The sequence below is a fragment of the Photorhabdus sp. RM323S genome (genome assembly GCF_042879375.1).
In the GTDB taxonomy this organism is placed as follows: domain Bacteria; phylum Pseudomonadota; class Gammaproteobacteria; order Enterobacterales; family Enterobacteriaceae; genus Photorhabdus; species Photorhabdus tasmaniensis.
On sequence record NZ_JBHFKZ010000013.1, the window covers coordinates 54,311 to 76,104 of the forward strand.

Genomic DNA, 21,794 nt, shown 5'->3' on the forward strand with positions numbered 1-21,794 from the left:
GAGCAGTTAATTGCCTGAGACATGAAGAGATTCGATTCGTGTCTCAGGTATTAAGGCATAAACCGATAGCCAATGCCGGTTTCAGTGAGTAAATGTTTTGGCCTGGTGGGGTCAGTTTCCAATTTTTGTCGCAGATGCCCCATATAAATCCGCAAGTAATGGTTATGTTCAACATAATTAGGCCCCCAAACCTGATTGAGTAACTGGCGTTGTGTTAGCACTTTGCCACTATTTGCCAATAATTCACCCAATAAACGAAATTCAATCGGCGTCAGGTGCAACTCTTCATCGCTTTTAGTTATCCGGCGGTTAACCAGATCGACAATCACATCAGAAAAATAGACGATAGATTCTTCCTGATGGGTTCTGGCAAAGTGGCGCAGGGCAACCCGTACTCTTGCTAACAATTCACTGATGCCAAACGGTTTACTCAGATAATCATCAGCGCCGGCATCCAGTGCGGCAACTTTATCCGCTTCTGCGTCACGGGCAGAAAGAACAATAATGGGGATGGTGCTCCATTGGCGCAAATCACGGATCAAATTAATGCCGTCACCATCGGGCAGCCCCAAATCAAGAATAATCAAGTCAGGTTTACGGGTTCCCGCTTCAATTAAGCCCCGTTTCAGCGTCTCACTTTCAAATACGCGACAACCTTCCCCTTCCAGCGCCAGCCGGACAAAGCGTCGGATCTCTTTTTCATCTTCGATAATTAAAATGGTGTTATTGCTGGTAATAGTGATACCTCCTCAGTTATTTCTTCAATTTCAGGCGGTTTTTCTAACGGTAGAACAAAGTGAAAACTTGCTCCACCTTTTTCGTTATTGGCCGCCCAAATTTTTCCATTGTGAATTTCAATAATGGCGCGACAGATTGCCAGCCCAAGGCCCACTCCCGGAATGGCGGATTCTTTGCGGGCGCGGGAAAATTTATCGAAAATTAACTGTTCCTGCTCCGGTGGAATACCTTTACCTGCATCCCAGACTTCAATATGAACCTGATTTTTTTCTGTTGTCGCCTTAATGCCCAAGGGTGTTTGTTCATCGGTGTATTTAATCGCGTTTTCCAATAAATTGATAAATACTCGTTCCAGCAGGCTGGCATCACAATGTAATAGTAGATCAGATGGCAGAGCAACGGTGACCAGATGGCGATTAAGCGCATATTCCAGTGAACGCAAGGTACTGCCGACGATCTCTTCCAGTGATTGCCATTCCAGATTGAGCTGAATTCCCCCCGATTGGATACGCGCCATATCCAACAAGTTATTGACCAGACGGGAAGTGCTGAGAATTTGCTGACGGATTTGATTCACCTGCTTGGTATGCGGGGAACCTTCGGCAGATAAATCCAGCATCAGGATTTCTGCTTGCCCGAAAAGAACCGTCAGAGGGGTGCGTAAATCGTGAGAGAGTGCCGCCAACAGTGAGTTACGTAACTGTTCCCGCTCGGCGTCCAGTTTCGCCGATTCTGCCCGGCGGGATAGGTGCAATCTTTCCAACGCATTGGCAATCAGGCCGGTAAATGTTTGCAATAATCGCTGTTGCTCCGGGATAAGCAGCTGGCGCAAATAGGATGGCTCAATCGCCAGCACAGCAAATGTTTGTGAAGGTGTTGCGATAGGCAGTAATTGGTAAGGTACGCTGGGCAAGGTATCGGTTCCTGCGCCTGCCGGCAGATTTTTATCAAAACTCCATTTGGCAATGGCATCGTCAATCAGCATATGACCGCCATTGTTGGTTGTAAGTTGATGTAAATTGCCATTATCGCTCGGTAAAAACAGGCCGGTTTTCGCCTGAAAACCATTGGCAAGGAAATGGTAGCTGGTACGGGCAATATCTTCTTCATTCAATGCCCGGCTGAGTTCACGGGTCATTTCATAGAGATGGCGGGTGCGTTGTTCGCGGTAACGGGCAATTCGTGCCTGATATCTCATTCCCGCTGTCAGGTTTCCGACTACGACCCCGACGATCAACATGACCGTGAAAGTCAGCAGATACTGCATATCCGTGACGGCAAGCGACCAGTGGGGCTGTACAAAGAAGATATCGAAACTGATGACATTGATAAAAGCCGCAAATATTGATGGCCGGCGTCCATAAAACAGCGCAATGATGACGACGCCAAGCAGATAAAGCGTAACCAGGTTAGCTTTATCGAGAGTCAGTAAGAATGTCCGGGAGAACAGGGTGATCAGCGTGCAGAGGGCGATTGCGATCAGGCAACCTTGAATCTGTATCCGCCATTTTTCACTGACAGAACGGCTGTCCTGTTCTTTATCCCATTGGCTGCGATCTTCCAGCGCGACAATCACTAAATCCAAATCCGGCCCCAGTTTTCCTAACCGATCAGCAAAACCAAGGCGCCATTTCCAGTTAAGCAGCTTATGCTTGGATTCACAGCGACGGCCTATCAAAATTTTGCCGAGGTTATGTTCTCTGGCATAACGTAATACCGCTTTTTCTTTGTTTGGATCGGAAAGTGTTGCTGTTTCCGCTCCCAATTCATGGGCTAATCTGAGCGCGGTTAAAATCGTGCGCCGTTTACCTTCCGGCAATTGGTGTAGTTTCGGGGTTTCAACGTAGATTGCATGCCAGATGCAACCTAACCGGGCGGCAAGGCGGGCTGCGGTACGAACCAGTTTTTCATTGCCTGAGCTGTTACCGATGCACAGCAGAAGGTTATCACGGGTGTGCCAGACCGGTTCATGCCCTTGGGTGTCGCGGAACGCGCGCATTTGATCATCAACGCGATCAGCGGTACGGCGCAAAGCCAGTTCCCGCAGGGCGATCAGATTGCCTTTGCGGAAGAAATGTTCAATGGCGCGTTCCGCCTGGCTGGAAATATAGACCTTCCCTTCATTGAGCCGTTGGCGCAGATCATCCGGCGGCAGATCAACCAGGACAATTTCAGTCGCCTGATCAAAGATATGGTCAGGGATGGTCTCCCTGACCTGGATACCGGTAATATCACCAACCACATCATTGAGACTTTCCAGATGCTGAACATTAATGGTCGTCAGGACATCGATTCCTGCTTCCAGTAATTCTTCAACATCCTGCCAGCGCTTGGGATGACGGCTGCCGTGAGGATTGCTGAATGCCAGTTCATCCATCAGAATCATCGCCGGGTGGCGGGCAATGGCGGCATCGAGATCAAAGACGGTGGTTCTGCGCTTGCGGTAGTGGATCGGTTTAAGTGGCAGTTGTGGCAGGCCATCAACCAGAGCGGCTGTTCCCTGCCGCTCATGGGTTTCTACTACACCGATAATCACATCCAGCCCTTGGGCACGCAATCTTTGTGCTTCCTGCAACATGGCATAGGTTTTTCCCACGCCAGCGCAGGCACCGAAAAATATTTTTAATTTACCGCGCTGTTTCTCGTTAACCAGTGTCAGTAATTCATCAGGGTCAGGACGTTGTGGTTCATGTTGATCCATCTTCCAGCCTTATTGCTTTTTCTTTTGCAAATTATCAAGGGCAAGATTGAGTTTTAACACATTAATCACCGGTTCACCGAGAAATTCCGATGGCGGGATTTCAGTATTATTCTGGATTAATTGTTTTACCGCTTTAATGGGTAAACGGCGTGCGTCAGCCACTCTCTGTACCTGAAAATCAGCCGCTGCGGGTGAAATGTGAGGATCAAGGCCGCTGGCGGACGCGGTGACCAGATCAACTGGCACGGGCATGTTTGGCTGGCGGTTAAATTGGCGCAAATGTTCAACTCTGCGCTTGATTTCATCATCCAATACCGGGTTAGAAACCGCTAAATTACTGCCACCAGATAACATCGTGTTATAAGGGTAGTCCATTGTCGCGGAAGGGCGTCCCTGAAAATAGATATCTTTAGTGAAGGGTTGACCAATCAGTTCAGAACCGACTATTTGACCGTCTTGTTCCACCATAGAACCCTGGGACTGGTAAGGAAACATCAGTTCTGACAAACCTGTTGCCAGCAACGGGTAAGCCACACCAGTAATTAGAGTCAGGAATAGCAACAATACAACAGAAGAACGTAACCAAATCATTTTCGTCACCTTTATTTAAAGATCAGCAAAGTCAGCAACATATCTATCAGTTTGATGCCGATGAAAGGCGCTATCAGACCACCCAGACCATAAATCCACAGATTGCGGCGTAAGAGTGACAATGCGTTCATGGGGCGATAGCTCACGCCTTTCAGAGCTAATGGGATCAGGAAGACAATAATCAGTGCATTGAAGATAACTGTCGATAAAACCGCCGATGTTGGCGAATACAGATGCATGATATTTAAGACATTTAACTGTGGATAGGTGACAGCAAATGCTGCCGGGATAATGGCGAAATATTTTGCGATATCATTGGCAATACTGAACGTGGTCAGAGCACCTCGTGTCATCAGCATCTGTTTACCTATACGGACGACTTCAATCAGTTTGGTTGGGTTGGAGTCCAGATCCACCATATTGCCGGCTTCCTTGGCTGCCTGCGTGCCTGAATTCATGGCAACCGCAACATCAGCCTGAGCAAGCGCGGGCGCATCATTAGTACCGTCGCCGGTCATGGCGACCAGACGGCCTTCGGATTGATACTGGCGGATAAGTGCCAGTTTGGCTTCGGGTGTGGCTTCCGCCAGAAAATCATCAACACCGGCTTCCGCTGCAATGGCGGCGGCGGTCAGGCGGTTATCGCCGGTAATCATCACGGTTTTGATGCCCATCCGGCGCATTTCGCTGAATCGCTCTTTGATGCCGCCTTTTACGATGTCTTTCAGCGCAACAACGCCCAGTACCCGCTGATTTTCTGCGACAACCAGCGGTGTACCGCCTTTACGTGCTACGGTCTGTACCAAGATCTCGACTGCTTCTGGGAATTTGCCGTGATTCACTTCAATATGACGGCGGATGGCATCTACGGCGCCTTTACGGATCATCCGATTTTCCACATTCACGCCGCTCATTCTGGTCATGGCAGAGAAAGGCACAAAACTGGCATTCAATGAGCGCAGATCACGTTCGCGCAGATTGAAACGCTGTTTTGCCAGAATGACAATGCTGCGGCCTTCCGGTGTTTCATCGGCCAGAGAAGAGAGCTGGGCGGCGTCTGCCAGCTGTTGTTCTGTCACGCCGGGAACCGGCAGAAACTGAGATGCCTGGCGATTTCCCAGGGTGATAGTGCCGGTTTTATCCAGCAGCAGTACATCCACATCCCCCGCGGCTTCAACGGCCCGACCGCTGGTGGCAATCACATTCGCACCCAGCATTCGGCTCATGCCTGCGACACCGATCGCGGAAAGTAAACCGCCAATGGTGGTCGGAATAAGACAAACTAACAATGCGACCAATACCGTGATGGTGATAGGTTGACCAGATTGGTTGGTTTCCACACTGAATATTGAGAATGGCAATAGGGTGGCACACACCAGGAGAAAGATAATTGTCAGCGCTGTCAGCAGGATCGTCAGGGCGATCTCGTTTGGGGTTTTGCGCCGTTTAGCCCCTTCGACCATGGAAATCATGCGATCGAGAAAGGTTTCACCGGGATTGACCGAACATTGGACTATCAGCCAATCAGACAGCACGCGTGTACCGCCGGTAACAGAGGAAAAGTCGCCGCCGGATTCGCGGATAACCGGGGCAGATTCTCCGGTGATGGCACTTTCATCAACGGAAGCACCGCCTTCGATAACTTCACCATCACAAGGAATGGTTTCATTGGCTGCAATAATGACGATATCGCCTTTACGCAGGCTGTCAGAAGGGACCTTTTCCCGTGTTGCATCACGGCTGGCTGAGGCGAGTTTCGTTGCCCAACTGGTTTTTCTCACCCCTTTAAGGCTGGCGGCCTGGGCCTTGCTTCTGCCTTCCGCCAGTGCTTCGGCAAAGTTAGCGAACAGCAAGGTAAACCATAGCCATAAGGCGATGTTGCCGGTAAACAGCGTATTTCCCTGAAACTGACCGGCTAACATGGCAATCCACAAAATCGTGGTTAATCCACTGCCCAGATAGACCACAAACATCACCGGATTACGCCATTGTGCGGCTGGATGGCATTTCTTTACTGAATCAATAAGAGCATTACGCATCAAAGAGGGGGCGAATAATGTCTGTTGTTTGTTTGTCATGGTGTTCCTCTCTCTATTCCTCATGTTGGCACTTACCGGGACATCAGCCAGATTTGTAAATGTTCAATGACCGGGCCAAGGATCAGTGCTGGAATAAACGTCAATGCACCAATTAACATAATGGTCAGGATTAATAAGCCGATAAACAGCGGGCCACTGGTGGGGAGTGTGCCGTTGCTAACAGGCTGGCGTTTTTTCACGACCAGGGAGCCGGCAATAGCAAGTACCGGCAGGATCACGCCAAAACGGCCAAAAAACAGGGTGGTTGCCAGCAGTAGGTTGTAGAATACGCTGTTGGTATTGAGGCCCGCGAAAGCACTGCCATTATTGTTGGCGACAGAGGAGAGGGTATAAAGCACTTCACTGAAACCATGAGCGCCGGGGTTCAGAATACCGGCACGTGCATGGGTTGTGGATATGACAAGCGCAGTGCCTAAAAGGACCAGTGTCGGGGTGACCAGAATCGCTAGTGCGACCATTTTCATCTCGAATACTTCGATTTTTTTGCCGAGATATTCAGGCGCCCGGCCGATCATTAAACCGCCAATAAACACTGTCAGCAGAACGAACAGCAACATACCGTATAAGCCGGAACCCACGCCGCCGAATACGACTTCGCCAATTTGTATCAGCCACATGGGGATCATGCCGCCAAGTGCGGTGAAAGAATCATGCATGGCATTGACCGCCCCACAGGAGGCCGCAGTTGTCACTACCGCATAAATTGAGCTTGCAAGGATACCGAAGCGATTCTCTTTACCTTCCAGATTGATATTACTGGCGGTACCTAACAGACTGAAATGGGGATTGCCTTTGAGTTCGGCATACATCACTCCCGCTGTAGCAACGACAAAGATGATACACATCGCCCATAATAAAGCGTGTCCCTGACGGTTGTCGCCAATGACCTGACCAAAGGCAAAACAGAGTGCGCAGGGGATCAGCAGGATAGATAATATCTGAATAAAATTGCTGATAGCGGTTGGATTTTCAAACGGATGGGCTGAACTGGCGCCAAAGAATCCGCCGCCATTGGTTCCTAATAACTTAATGGCTTCCTGTGAGGCGACTGGCCCCATCGGGATCAATTGCTGTTGGTCTTCAATGGTATGAACTAATTGATAAGGTTCGAAATTCTGTATCACTCCCTGACTGACAAAAACCAGCGCGACAATCATAGACAGCGGTAGCAGCAGATAAAGCGTAATACGGGTGATATCAACCCAGGCGTTTCCCACGGTTTTTACACCATGACGGGAAAATGCGCGTATCAGCGCAAATACCACAGCGATACCGGTCGCGGCAGAAAGAAAGTTTTGCACGGTTAAACCCGTCATCTGACTAAAGTAGCTTAACGTGTTTTCCCCACTGTAGGCTTGCCAGTCAGTATTGGTGATAAAGCTGGCTGCGGTATTCAGCGCCAGGTCCCATTTGAGCCCGGGAAAATGTTCAGGATTTAGCGGAAGGACTCGTTGGGCGATCAGCAGGGTAAATAACAGTAATAGCCCTGTCAGATTAAAAATAATGATCGCTAATGCGTATTGCCACCAGTTCATCTCTTTCACTGTGCCGCCAGGTTTCTGTAAGCCACAGCAACGCCAAAGGCCAGATTCTGTTTTAGTCAGCCAGAGCGGAATATCACCGTTGATCATATTGGCGATAATATCGCCAAGCGGTTTTGCCAGCAGCAGCAAAATCAGTAAGAAACTTGCGATCAGTAAAAAAGCAGATGATGCCATTTAAAAATCCTCCGCATGGAGTAACGCGTAAATCAGATAAATCAGTAACAGGGCGACTAATAACACGCCGGAAATCAGAAATATGCTCACAGCTTATCTCTCCTGAGAATGTGGATAGATAGAGGTTAGGCAAGGTGGTGCAAAGAAGCTGATAAAAGAGTGAATGGATGTGTAAAAAAAGTGTAAAAATGACCCACCTGTTCTGTGAGCCACTTTTATTCTTATTACAACTTTCTTATTTTTTCTTTTTATTATAAAGCGTTAATCAGGCAAATTTCCCCTTGCCGATGGTGGTATCTGTCCACGCCATTGCAATAGCGACTTTCGCCTTACTATCCAGATTCTCAATGAAACCATTATCCCCCGCTGTCGGGGTAAAACTGCTCATGGCCTGAATCAAAGAATCAACCGCATTATCTGACAATGCAGTAAATTCTCGCTCTCCTGATACATCCTTATTACCCATTTGAGTCACTAATTTGGCACGATGACCATTAAAATAATCATGAAAGGTCACTGAACCCATTGATTCAAATATACTCTGAGCCGTTTTATCCTGAACAGGACGATTCACTGATAATACCAAATCGTATCCACTACGCTGGAACCACAGGTTTTGCCAGTCAACACCATTAAAGAGGATCATATCTTCTGTGTTAATATCGCTAACCCGGTTATCAATCACCTCTGTGCTGACCACAAAGCTGTCTGCACCCTCGCCACCCTGGAAGCTGTTCTGATAGCCGCCCAGTACCAGCAGATCCTGACCCTCTCCGCCGTCAAACTGACTGAACTTCGAAATAGCCGCCGCTATCAGGTGATCATCACCTTCTCCACCGTTGATTACCGCATGGTAGCCCATCAGTTTAACCGTATCATTGCCAAAATAACCGTCGATCCGATTGTCATTACCAAACACCCTGGCAAAGTCATTGCCTTCACCCAGGTCAACCCGGTTGTTATTGCCGATGGTCACAGCATAGTCCTCACCTGCTCCGGTATCTACCCGGTTATAGTTGCCGGAGGTGACAACATAATCCTGCCCGTTACCTGCATCAATAAAGCCACCTTCACCAAAGACAAACGCCTGATCATTACCTTCACCCATAAAAACCTGGTTAATGCGTCCGGCCACCACGGCGGTATCATCACCATTGCCACCAAACATCCAGTTTTCACGTCCCATCAGAACGCCCATGTCATTCCCTTCACCACCAGCAAAGATGTTGGATGTTCCTAATGAGTAATAAACATCATCACCACGACCACCCCAGAAGTTGTTGTTATCGCCCAGATAGGCACCGAGATCTTTACCGTCACCACCCCAGTTGAAGTTATAATTACCCAACGATACATGAATATCGCCATCTCCTTGCAGATGATGACTGTTACGCAGGAAATCAAAGGTTTTTTGCCTCATATTGAGCAGATCTGCTGTTAGATTCTCTTTCAAATTGGTCACTAATGATTGCATCTCTGCCTGTTTATCTTTACTAAACATCGTTGCAAACAGGTTAGGTAAATTCAGCGAATTAAAGCCAAATGCACGTTCTGCTTTGCTATTAACTTGAGCGCTATCACCGTTGATGCTAACCACAGCTTCTTGCCCCTGACTTTCATCAGGTGCTTTCTCTTTCAAGCCATGACTTTCCACAAATGTCTTGACTCCATTTTCTCCCATATTGATGCCAGCCTCCAAACTATCCAGCAATTTCTCTGGGTTGGTGAAGGCTTTCAGTTGATCACCGCTAAATTCCCTTATCACTTCCAGCATTTCTTTCAGAATAGCCTTGCCATCAACAGGCTTGCCTGTGCGGGAAACAATATGTCCATCTGCGGTGTAGTCCACACCAAAGATATCCGCTAAGGTGGTATCCTCACTCACACTAGCTAATCGGCCAAGCAGATTATTCTGAAGCTGACGCGGTAAGTCCTTCGGATTATAAGTAAAGGTGGTTTTCGCCATACCCGTTGTCGAGTATTGCTGAGTCATCAAACCAAACAGGGAACCCAGGTTGGTATCCAAAATTGACTGGATGTTGTCACCGAACATAAAGTTCCAGTTACCGGTCGTAACCTGAATATCAGCACCACGCCCCCCAACGGCAAAGTTGAAAGCCAGCTGTTGATTGGCCTGACGGAATTTGTCTGCACGGCTTATTTTGCCCATCTCAATACTATTGCCATTTTCACCCAGCCACTGATTGAATTTTTTGTTCAGTGCTGATTCGGCGTCATACTGCAAGCCACGGCTGTTACGTTCATGTTGTGAGTCCAAATTAAGCAGTGTTTTATAATCTACGCTGCTGGTTTGGTCTAAACCAGACATATCACGCACAAACTTTTTCGCACCGACGATGGTCCATTGCTGATCTTGTGCCGCTAACCAATCCTGCTTTTCACCGGAACGGGCAATACCTTTCAATACGTCAGCAACACGGGCAGCACCATCAAATGGATTGACCAACGGTGGCGTTGGGATGGATTTATCCATCATCACAATCAGGTCATTACTACGACCTTGGTTGAAGCTGATATTACGGTTACCAATAAACATCTGCGCCCCTTCCAGCGCCTGATAGCCACTAATATCAAAGCTATGTTTACTATCACCATGACCAATGTGAACCATCACATTGTTGTCACCGAAAGCCAGTGATTTAAAACCACCCGTCCCCACTTTAATACCGACGTTCGATGTACCCCAATTAAGTGCAGTAAACTCTCCGTCACCGACATTCACCTGGATATTACCGGAGTAACTGAGCTGACGATGCGAGTTATCGCTGGTGTTAACCTTTTTACGCTTCTGTGGCTCAATGAAAACTTCAGTGTTATCCGCAATCGCCCCTTTGGTAACCGAATCAGCCTCTGTGTAGCCTACTTTAGCGAAGCTGATATCGCTTTCAGCAATACCACGACGAACCTGTTCTGTATGCGTTATCAGTTTATTCTCGGTATTCCAGCTCAAGACGATTTTGTTATCAGGCAAGTTGTTAACCCATTGGTTATTTTCGTCACGAGTAAATTTACGGCCTGTTGCGTCAACCGCTACTTCGCTACTACGGGCTGAAACATCACTGCGGATACCCTGTTTATCCAACTCAGTAATAAAGTGATGAGCAAAGCCATTCCGCTTATCATCACTAATCAGTGAACAACCCACCAGGCTGATGTGATCGGGTTTGCTGATGGCCTTTTCGCCCAGCTTAGCGTTCTGATAAAACTGCGTTAATTTGGTCGCCAATTTATCGGCACTGTAACCACTCAGACGGATGTTATTCTGCTCTGACGTATCACGGCCATGACCAACAACCTGCCAGCGTAATTTGTTTGATAATTTAGACAGATCGCCATAAGCAACCCGATATTTACCGTTGGAGTCAAGTTGAATAATCACGCTGGAATCCGGGTGTTTACCCGCCAGATTAGCTGCTGCTCTGGCGGCTATCGGGTCATCTTCCATCTGAAGAATGATCTGACCATCAAAGCGAGTTTCACGGCTATCAATCTGTGGAGTTACTTCCACCGTTTGCCAGGCATCAAGTGGTTTGTTCAGATGACTATCGTCGATAATAACAGGCGCTGTCCCTTTATTTTTGCCAGATAACCCATCTAGATCTTCCAGCGCAGGGCGGTTTTGCGGTTTTACCACAGCATACTTCTGATAAAACGCCTGAGTTTCTTTAAAAGCATTATCCAGCGCTTGATTTACCCACACCTTACCCGATCCCCCAGCAATATCTGCCAGATCCTTATAATTGGCGGTATAACTGTTCAGTACCTGCTTACGCTCATCACCGGTTGCCTGTAACGCTTTGTAAACCACCAGACTTTCGTTGACGGAATGACCACCATCAAATACCAGAAATGCCAAGGTATTGAGATAGCTCTGCCCCTTCGGGAAGTCAGGCTGCTTACTAGCAATATAGTTATTGAGATGAACCATGATATTGGTCGAGCCAGACGCTCCTGTCACCACAGAATGGCTTTGTGCTAACGCATTACCCTCAAATGCAGTTTCCCGTCCGGGGATCAGGATCCGCCCCGCAGCAACTTTCCTGCCATACAAGAAGTCATCATGCTGACCATTCACAGGCTGGTAAGGTAGCGCCGTACCATAATCGTTAGTCTGCTTTCCCGTTATTTCGACTTTGTACGTAACATCATTTCCGGCAGTGAGTTCAGTACTGGTTGAACGGGCTTGAGTGATCACATCCTGATAGAAAATATCGCCTTCTCTCTTCCAGGCAGCACTATCCATCCCCATCCCCCGAGTGGTCGCCATTTTTACCGCCAGAAACGGCACCTTAATCACAGAAAAACCATCATCGACTTTAGTCATCATGATCTTAAAATTGGCAAAAGTTGGTTCGTCCAGAAACGCTGTTAACTCAGGCACCCGGCTGAACCAAGGGCGAAAATCCTTATCAATAGCCTTAGCAAAAGCTTGCATCTTGCCGGCAATTTTCTGGTCACGTTCAGCACCTTCGGGATAAAAACCACTTATCCACTGTTCAAAATCCTGTACCAGGAAGTTACCTGTTCGTTCAGCGGTATCTTTCGCCTCCGGTGATGCCGTTTTCACCAGTTCATAGGCCAGTTCAGAATCAAAATGGCGGCCAAACAGGTTATCAATATATTGTCCAGTGGCCTTCTCTTTGTTGGCATCGGCCAACAGCTGTTGAGCCAGAGTGTACAATTCAGGATGCGTTTTCAACTGGGTAACAGCATCCTCAAATAATTCTTTGGTTTTCTGATGTGTTACTTGCCCGGTAAGCCAAAGTTCTCTAGCGCGTTCAATCAAAGGCTTACCTTCTGGGATAGCTTCTTGTTGTAATCGGCTGACGAAAACGATAAGGCTTTCGCTTTCGGTCTTAGGTACATCCCGCTCCTCAGCGGAGTTAATCTGGGTTAATGGCTTAATTTGCCAATCAATGAGACGATTAATTTCGCTTTGCGCAATATCGCCTTTCAGGCCCACTACACGCCCGAAACCGTCAAAGGATACCTGCTGACCAAACTGTGGCACTTGCTCAGGTGGCACAGTGATACCCAAAATCCCGGCTGACTCAGCTCTCTGGGCCTGAATGTAAGCAACCAGTTCACCCATCTCAAAACGTAAGCTTTTCACCAATTTACTACGCTGAGCGAATTCTTTGGGGTCATGCTGCTGCCAATGAGCTAACGCGTTCTCAAGCTGCAATATATGCTGTTCATCAGGCTGTTCGACGGTACTGCTAAAAGCCTCACGTACGGCCACCAGCGCCTTACCAGGCAGATCGGTATTTATCGAACCAAGACGTCTTTTAGTAGAATCAATAAACCGTTTGTCTCCCTTACTCAGTAAGACAAGTTCCAATTCTTTAAGTACAGAAGAACGAGATTTAGGGTTATTTCCCCCTAATCCTTGCAGATCAATACCTGAAATCGTCGGTGCTTTTCTGGTTAACTCTCTGGGTTTATTTAAGGTTGATCCCACAGTGCCATCGGATGATGTTTCGGTAAACATTGACATGATCGAAGCACCGGTATTTTCTGAACGGATGTTCTTGTTGAGCTGTAACCGATTAATTGCCTGTTGTGCATTATTCAAGGCGGCCAAATCTTCTGCTGTTAATGTTAAATCTTCACTAATCCAGCCGTCAGCTTCAGTTTTTGATTTAGGATCAATATGGCTTTTCGATTTCTCCACCTCGATTGGTGTATAAGCTTCTCCAGACAAACCGCTACCCGTTGCCCCGATACGCTCTGGTTTAGCATCATCCGCCTGTTTCACATCTTTTGCATTCTTCTGCGCCTGAGCCGCTTTATTTTCCGCTTCTAAACTATCTCTTTCACCACGCTGTTTCGCTTTTTCATACGCGCTATTGGCGTCACTCTCTGATCTTTCTGCCCGTTGTTTCTGTAATAATGCTTCTTCTTTTCTCTGCTCTGCTTTTTTCTCAGCGTCTACAATATCTTCGTCTGCATTATCTATATTTTCGAGACTTTTCCCTAAACCCGCCTCTGATTTCTCAATTGCTGTTTTTACTGTTTCTCGTTTATCAATAACGTGCTGCTGTGCATCAGCTAATTTTTCTTGTGCAGTAAGTTTGGCATCATTTAATTTATTCTGGATATTATCCAGATATCCAACGGCAAACCGATTACGCCACTCATCACCTGATTTGCCATCATAATTCCCATAGTTATTAAACGCATCCATGCCTTGAGTCATGGAAAATAGTTCTTTTGTGACTATCCTAGACTCTTCATTTATTGCATCACGCTGTACTTGCCCATTGTTATTCAGCGCATCTTGATTCGTTGATTCTAGTTGGAATTGTGATTTTGAAATTGCTTTAAGCTGTTTATCTTTCTCTTGTTCCAGGAGCTGACGATTTATCTCAGCTTTTTCTCTATCGCTTAACGCATTTTGCGCGGCTTTATTCTGCTTCGCATGTCTGATAACCGCATCAGCTTGTGGTGATGCCTTATCCTGAGCTGAATTAACATTATTGCCAATCTGCAAGGCATTCTGGATACCCCCGGTATCAGGCGTCTCCACCGGGGTTATTGTGCCACTCAAGTTGTTAGCCAGATCCGAACTAACTTCATCAATTTTATCCATCTGGAAACCATCAATGGCAGAAACTTCGGTTAAATTAATCGCGCCTCTACCTTTATTGGTCCCAGAAGTACTCGCCTCATCACCATGGATCAGATAATTAATCGCTTGGCTACCTTCCACATTTAACACAGTTTGTTTAATATTCTTAAACAGAGAAGAGAGATGACTACTTTGTGTGTTGCTCTCCGCAATAGAAAGACTGTAGAAATCACCATTACCAACCTTAATCGCCACATTATTGCGTGCATAGGAGGCATTAATCCCCAGACCATCACCAATATGAATATTGGCATTGCCTTTGCCTTTCATGATCGCAACATTGAGACCATTTCCGACTTTAGTATTGACGTTATATTCACCCCATACTGCATTGACTGAAACACCGTTACCCACCTTGGTATTCACATTCAGGTCACCATGCGTCGCAGTCACACTTAAGCCATCACCCACTGTAGTCGTGATATTAGCTTTGCCTTTCGCCGCGGTAACTTGCATACCATCACCCACTTTAGTAACGATATTGCCTTCACTCCACAAGGCATTAAAGCTGTCGCCGTTACCGACTTGAGTCACAACGTTGGCATCAGCTTTGGCAAGTACTACATTATTTCCGTCGCCTACCTTAGCAATGACGTTAGCTTTGCCCCAGGCTCCCGTGTAATCATCACCGTTACCAACATGGGTAATAATGTTGGCATCACCCTGAACGACGGTGACTTCTTGCATACCCCCTACTTTGGTAATGATGTTCGCTTTACCTTTGGCGAAATTGTAACGGTCGCCATTACCAACATGAGTCAGGATATTAGCTTCACCCCAGACAGCGTTAACCCCTGTACCTTCCCCCACTTTAGTAATGATATTGGCTTTACCTTTCGCGAAACCAACGGTTGTGCCATCACCAACGTGTGTCATGATGTTACCCACATCGGAAATCAGCAGACCGACCGTAGTACCATTCCCCACTTTGGTCAGAATATTGCCTTTACCCAATAGCACGGCAGCAGTCGTTGATGCTCCTATATGAGTGACGACATTAGCCTCAGCCGCAGCCATAACGCCCATAAAACCCTTACCCACTTTGGTGACAATATTGGCTTTACCCAGTGCCAGCACCCCAGTTAAACCGTCGCCAGCATGAGTCATGATATTGGCTTGACCAAACATTGCCGCCAGCGTTGTACCGTCACCGCTCCTGGTCATCACGTTCAACTCACCGGCAAACAAACCAATACTTGTTCCACCTCCATCATGGGTGTAGATATTGGCATTACCCACCATTAAGCCGACAGTCAAATCATTACCCACTTTCGTCAAGATATTAGCTTGCCCGATCATAGCGGCAAATGTTTGACCATTACCGACATGGGTCATCACATTGGCCTCGCCTATCATTGCTGCCAGCGTCATGCCATTACCCACTTTGGTAGCGACATTGCCTTTGGCCAGCATCAGGGCAACACTCATCCCATTTCCAACATGAGTAAACACATTGCCGGCTGCGATCATCAGTGCCAGCGCATTGCCATCCCCCACTTTGGTAAAGACATTACCCAGACCACCCATCAATGCCCATGCATCACCCTTACCAACATGGGTAAAGATATTGCCAGCACCAATCATGGCCGCAATTGCGGTTCCATCTCCCACTTTAGTAAAGATATTACCTGCTGCTCCCATGACCCCCAGTGTCTGACCGTCACCAACATGTGTCAGCACATTACCAATTCCAAGCATAATGCCTGTAGTGTCACCATTGCCTACTTTGGTCAGGATATTGGCTCCACCCAACATCACCCCCGTCGTACTCCCATTACCAATATGAGTAAGAACATTCGCACCACCGCCCATCACCGCAACAGCATCACCCCTCCCTTTTTTGGTCAGGATATTGGCACCGCCCAGCGCAATTGCGGTGGTATCTGATATTTCATTATCACCCGTAATATGCGTGATAATGTTGGCACCACCGAGCATACCGGAAACCAGATGACCTGCTGCAAGCTTGGTCAGTACATTGGCCCCACCCACTAATACCGAAGAGACGTTTCCTTTACCTTTCTGGGTCATGACGTTAAAACCGCCCGCCCCTAACCAGTTCGCGCTACCATCACCTATTTGAGTATGGGTATTGTACCCCCCCAACATGATAACTCGGCTGTCACCATGACCTTGATGGATCGAGATATTGCCAACCGCCAGAAGATGAGCCAGATACTGCCCGTCACCGATTCGAACCAGCACATTTGCCGCACCGCCGGCGTTAACATCCATTTCTCCCCACTGGTTTTGATGAACGAGAACATTCGCCAGACCGATACCCCGGAACCACAGGTTGCCCTCTTTACCACTTTTCACGATGACGTTGGCAGCACCTGCGCCTTCAAAATGCGTATTACCGAATCTCGAACTATGAAGAATGACATTAGCAATCCCATCACCTTCAAAATTAACATTGCCATTTATTACACTGGATTTAATAACGTTTCCGCCACCCATACCGCTAAAATTAACATCACCGGTGCTATCACCGATATTTGAAGATGATTTCACCAATTCCTGATGGCTATGTTCTTCAATATGTTCTAAATGCTCAGAGACACGGCGTACAGTATCGACTTGATATTTAAGGTTAGTTAGTAAATATCCCTTCTCCTCCATCGAGCTATAACCATTTGTGGGGGAAAAATCTTCATTGGCCAAATTACGGGTATGGTCGCCTGCTTTGTACCATGCACTGGCATAATATTTCAGCTCTCCGGTTTTAGGATCATTTTTCAACTCCACCATAATCACTTTGGTATATGACTCGACATATTTGGCATAGACATAAGCATTTGATCGACGATTCGATTTCACCGCTGAAACATCCAATACCAAACCATCAGAATGGATTGCACGCCCATGCATTTTTGCATCAATCAACGTGATATCTTCTGCTTTAGCGGTGGTTCCGCTGGCATAAGTCACCCATTGATTTTCCTGCAAACCTTCTTCAACAGTATGCTGAATAGTAACGGGTTGATAATGTTCAAAGATTAAATTGAAAAGATGGTAATCATTATCATTGCTTATATAATCAAATCCATTCTCTAAAGAGATATCTTTCGTAGCAAGATTTTTGAGTTGATTACCATTTTTACGCCATGAAGTGGCGTAATAACTCAGTTTGTCGGTTTCAGGATCATTTCTCAGCTGAACTTTACTGATCTTAGTATACATTTCATCAGCAAACGCAAAGAGATAAGTATTAGGCTCAGTAGTTGATTTAATTCCTATCACTTGCTGGGGTTTCTGAACGCCCATCTTCGCCGTTGTTAATACAATTTCTTTAGCTTTAGTGTATTCCAAAGCTTGACTATACGAATCGCTATCTTCACCTATTCTTGATATTTCATTGTAACCACCGGTACCAGAGAAACTGATATTACCATGAGCTATATCAGAATAAATTTTGTTATAACCACCTGCGCCTTCAAATTCGATATTACCGCGAGTCTGTTCATATTTATCTTTACTTCCTCGCGAGCGCTCAATGCGGTTTGATGCTCCTGCACCGTGCAAGATAATATTGCCTTCTCTCCCTTTACGAATAATATGGTTATCAATCCCTACACCTGTAAAATCAATATTACCGTTTTCAACCCGGGAGCTGATGCTATTTGCGGCCCCCCCACCAACGAATTTCACATCACCGTGGCTTTCCTCATAGTGGTCATACCAGGTACGGTCAATTTTGTTGCCAGCACCAGCTCCGATAAAGTTTAAATTACCCTGATGAGTTTCATGCCATAACTCGTTATAACCGCCGACACCTTTAAACGTCACATCACCGGATTGTCCTTTACGACTCAGGTTGTTATAAGCAGCAGCCCCGGAGAAATTTAGATTACCGCGACTTCCTCGGTGATCCATAGAAACACCGCCCGCCGCGCCAGCAAATGAAATATTGCCATTACCGTTTTTATCAATACTTTCGTAACCTGCGGCACCATGTACATTCAGATCACCGTCAATACTCACTATTTTTAAATATCCGGCCCCACCCTCTACGGCCTTATCGCCAGAACTGGCATAGATTGTTGCCCCTAGCGAACCAACAGTAATATGATCATCTCCTCCTTCAGCATAAATAACTCCCCCGACGCCAATAGCGACAATATTATTACCATCATCATCATCTTGATATTTCCCGGTAAAGAAATATTCTGTACTGCGGTTTGATGATTTCCCCATAAACAATCCCTTAATTTAATTGAGGTTAAATAGAAAACCACTGTATTTGGCGGATACAGCAGTTGTTTTGAGAATCTAATGTCCCGTGAACGATACAAACCCTCTGACCTTTCCACGGAAAAAAACAATGACAGCAATCAATCAGATATTCTTTTATATAATCTGTTCTAATCCAGGCTGATTGCTGTTTTCAGTCACTTTTTGGGCTATTATTTTCTAAATAATGAAATAAAGAGAAAAACCCCTCGTGATAACTGATATCAGAGATGATTTATTCAAATTTATTAAACATATTTCGTCCCCAAAAAGAAATTTATTCACAAAGATAACAAAAACACTAAGCTCAGAGACATAATGAGCCTATATATCTATAAATACGGTTAAATGAATAAGTGGAATAAAATAATATAGGGCAAAAACTCAAAATCAATATTTATATACAAGAAAGTCTGTTTACCCCCCATATATTGCCCCATATCCCCACATTGATGCTCAAAATGCAATAAGACAATAAAAACAAACCATAATAATAACTAAACGTAACTAACTGTTTTAATTTAAATTATTAAATAATTTTTTCATAAATAAAATCAATAAGGACAAATTATTAACATTTTTACATCAAGAATACAGGGAAATTTAACTTATTCATTTGGAATAAAACATCTATCGTAAGAAAATAACAGAACACATCCAGCAGTCTTATCTAAATAAATACGACCAATAAATACAAAATAACTAACCAAAATAGGTTATGCTGACAACGGCATTGGATTAACTGGTTTACACTATAGTCTCCATCCGGGTATGGCTGTCAGACTCTATGCTGGTCCGGACAAAAAAGAGCATCGTAGATAAAACAAGATCAAAAATTGATGCACCGGTCACATTTTCACACTTCATGAAACCGATTACATGAAACAAATAACACATCTCACATTCCATTCGAAACAAATTTATTATCTTATTGTAATAACCTAGACAAAACTGGATTTTAAATAAAATGGTATCGCTAATCTGGCAGTAAATATAGTGACAATCATAGCAATGCGATTACTTCTGATTATTGGGTAGCTCACCATAGAACGAATCACTGTCTTTGTTCATTACTGGAATATTTTTTTATTTATATTTTTTAAGGTCACATATGAGTCAAATTACCCCTCAATTAACAAATATGTGGGATAAAAGTCATGAATCATGGTTTGTAAAAGATAAAGAATTCCGTTTTATGTATGCAAATCCAGTGTTTATTAAAGTAAACAAATTACCTGAAAATTTTGATGTTATAGGATATACTGATAAAGAATTACCTACACTGTTTAATAATTTTGCTCACCTTTTTGAAGAACATGACCGTAAGGTTTTACAGTCTATGCAGAAAGTATCATCTATTGGGGCTTATCTGCCAGACAATGGTCAAAAACTTCAATCCTATTCTTGTGACAAATACCCGTTAATGGATGAAAATAATCAATGCATGGGGATAATTGGTCACGCTAAAGCCATAAACCATTTTTCGCTATACAATTACATTAAAAATGACTCATCTACCTCTGTTAGACTCAGACCCCCTAATAATATATTGACGGCGAAAGAGTGGATAATAATTTTTTTATTCTGCCGTGGTGTCAGCAATAAGCTTATCGCCAATGAAATGAAGATTTCATGCCGTAGCTTAGAAAAATATTTAAAAATTATCTATGATAAATTATCAATTGGATCAATGACTGAATTGAGGTTATTTTGCAAAGAGAATAATTATGATCTCTATATTCCCCCTAAATACGTTCAAACTACAGGCCATTTTTTGCTATAAAAGATGATGCCTGCGCCTCTTTACACCCTGTCATTTAATCGGCTTTCCCTGATTAAATGACAGGGAGAACGGGTAACTTTCAATACATGCCAATGATAAATAAACCATTCATTCGAGATTATTCAAATAAGTCCGATTCATATTATTCGCTTACAATGAGGCACATAAATCCTTTCATGATAATCTGAATAAATTAGGCTATGATCCCCCGCTTCACATTTGTCATTGATTACATAAACTGCTGAGGAAAGGAATATGGCTACAATGAAAGACGTAGCACATCAAGCGGGCGTATCCGTGGCTACCGTAAGCCGGGTCATCAATAACACCGCTTACGTCGAACCCGGTACCCGTGAACGTGTAGAGAAAGCAATGCGTGAATTCAACTACCACCGAAATTCTGCTGCGCTTGCTCTGGCAAAAAGATGCGGGGATATGTTGGGTTTACTCACCGGTAACCTGGCTGATCCTTTTTTTTCTCGTTTAGCGCGCGGAGTTGAAGAAATTGCCCGAAAAAAAGGGGTAAAACTGATGGTTTGTAGTGGTGGGCATCAGGCTGAACTTGAGAAATCCGCCTTAGATTTTTTAATCAATCAAGGGTGTGAAGCGATAGTGGCACATACCACTCGAATGAGTGATACAGACATATTACGTTATGCAGCGCATACGCCGGCATTAGTGATTGTTAATCGATATTTGCCTGCCATCGCCAACCGGTGCATCTGGTTAGATAACGTTAGCGCTTCGCAGGCTGCTACTCACTACCTTATCCAAAATGGTCATCGAAAAATCGCCTGTGTAACGACAGACCTGCCTATTAATGATAGAAAACTCCGCCTGGAGGGGTATTATTCTGCAATGACTCATGCAGGTATCACAGTACCTGGCAATTGGGTTATCAGCGCTCCATTTGACGAAAAAGGAGGCGAGCTAGCAGCAGAAAAGCTCTTAGGCAGCGGCATCAACTTTACTGCCGCAGTGACATTCAACGATGTTATGGCTGCCGGCATGATGCGAGCCCTGCATCAACGGAAAATCAACTTACCGGAACAACTGTCAATTGTTGGGTTTGATGATATCGTCCCGGCACGATATCTCTATCCCTCTTTAACGACTGTACACTACCCAATAGAAAGGATGGCACGGCGGGCTGCTAATCTGGCGTTACAGCTCAATGCCCAGGAAGAACCCGCCCCACAAATGAATATGTTCTCAGCCGAACTCGTCATCAGAGATTCTGTTTTCTCCCTGGGATAAAGAAAAGCATCACCTACAAAAC

9 protein-coding genes are annotated in these 21,794 nt (G+C 45.4%); 2 read left to right on the forward strand and 7 right to left on the reverse strand.

Annotated features, from left to right (window positions below):
- Positions 1–50: 50 nt before the first annotated feature.
- From kdpE to rtxA, 7 genes are all read right to left on the reverse strand, one after another.
- Positions 51–743: a two-component system response regulator KdpE gene (kdpE, locus tag ACGF7G_RS08300; RefSeq protein ID WP_133815146.1), complete on the reverse strand. Its 693-nt coding sequence runs from the start codon at positions 741–743 to the stop codon at positions 51–53.
- Positions 713–3,439: a two-component system sensor histidine kinase KdpD gene (gene kdpD, locus ACGF7G_RS08305; protein WP_387464694.1), complete on the reverse strand. Its 2,727-nt coding sequence runs from the start codon at positions 3,437–3,439 to the stop codon at positions 713–715. The genes kdpE and kdpD overlap by 31 nt, the downstream gene beginning before the upstream one ends.
- Positions 3,440–3,448: 9 nt before the next feature.
- On the reverse strand, positions 3,449–4,030 hold the full coding sequence (kdpC, locus tag ACGF7G_RS08310; protein ID WP_133815144.1) for a potassium-transporting ATPase subunit KdpC: 582 nt from the start codon (positions 4,028–4,030) through the stop codon (positions 3,449–3,451).
- An 11-nt stretch (positions 4,031–4,041) separates the two neighbouring features.
- On the reverse strand, positions 4,042–6,108 hold the full coding sequence (gene kdpB, locus ACGF7G_RS08315; protein WP_387464695.1) for a potassium-transporting ATPase subunit KdpB: 2,067 nt from the start codon (positions 6,106–6,108) through the stop codon (positions 4,042–4,044).
- 32 nt (positions 6,109–6,140) lie between these two features.
- Positions 6,141–7,847 carry a potassium-transporting ATPase subunit KdpA gene (gene kdpA, locus ACGF7G_RS08320; RefSeq protein ID WP_387464697.1) on the reverse strand — a complete coding sequence of 569 codons (1,707 nt, stop codon included), beginning with the start codon at positions 7,845–7,847 and terminating at the stop codon, positions 6,141–6,143.
- A complete protein-coding gene (kdpF, locus tag ACGF7G_RS08325) occupies positions 7,848–7,937 on the reverse strand; it encodes a K(+)-transporting ATPase subunit F (protein WP_387464698.1) in 90 nt (29 codons plus the stop codon).
- 175 nt (positions 7,938–8,112) lie between these two features.
- Positions 8,113–18,696 (reverse strand): MARTX multifunctional-autoprocessing repeats-in-toxin holotoxin RtxA, encoded by a 10,584-nt coding sequence (gene rtxA / locus ACGF7G_RS08330; RefSeq protein ID WP_387464700.1) that lies wholly within the window; start codon positions 18,694–18,696, stop codon positions 8,113–8,115.
- Positions 18,697–19,843: 1,147 nt separating this feature from the next.
- Here rtxA and ACGF7G_RS08335 point away from each other — a divergent pair.
- Together ACGF7G_RS08335 and ACGF7G_RS08340 are read left to right on the forward strand one after the other, a co-directional pair.
- On the forward strand, positions 19,844–20,515 hold the full coding sequence (locus ACGF7G_RS08335) for a helix-turn-helix transcriptional regulator (RefSeq protein WP_387464702.1): 672 nt from the start codon (positions 19,844–19,846) through the stop codon (positions 20,513–20,515).
- A 255-nt stretch (positions 20,516–20,770) separates the two neighbouring features.
- Positions 20,771–21,772, forward strand: a complete 1,002-nt coding sequence (locus ACGF7G_RS08340; RefSeq protein WP_387464704.1) for a LacI family DNA-binding transcriptional regulator — start codon at positions 20,771–20,773, stop codon at positions 21,770–21,772.
- Positions 21,773–21,794 lie beyond the last annotated feature (22 nt).

What these genes read in the sequence shown, in the direction of transcription:
- ACGF7G_RS08340 (WP_387464704.1), top strand. Translation starts at nt 20,771, where the DNA reads ATGGCTACAATGAAAGACGTAGCACATCAAGCGGGCGTATCCGTGGCT.
- kdpD (WP_387464694.1), bottom strand. Translation starts at nt 3,439, where the DNA reads ATGGATCAACATGAACCACAACGTCCTGACCCTGATGAATTACTGACA.
- kdpC (WP_133815144.1), bottom strand. Translation starts at nt 4,030, where the DNA reads ATGATTTGGTTACGTTCTTCTGTTGTATTGTTGCTATTCCTGACTCTA.
- kdpB (WP_387464695.1), bottom strand. Translation starts at nt 6,108, where the DNA reads ATGACAAACAAACAACAGACATTATTCGCCCCCTCTTTGATGCGTAAT.
- ACGF7G_RS08335 (WP_387464702.1), top strand. Translation starts at nt 19,844, where the DNA reads ATGAGTCAAATTACCCCTCAATTAACAAATATGTGGGATAAAAGTCAT.
- kdpA (WP_387464697.1), bottom strand. Translation starts at nt 7,847, where the DNA reads ATGGCATCATCTGCTTTTTTACTGATCGCAAGTTTCTTACTGATTTTG.
- rtxA (WP_387464700.1), bottom strand. Translation starts at nt 18,696, where the DNA reads ATGGGGAAATCATCAAACCGCAGTACAGAATATTTCTTTACCGGGAAA.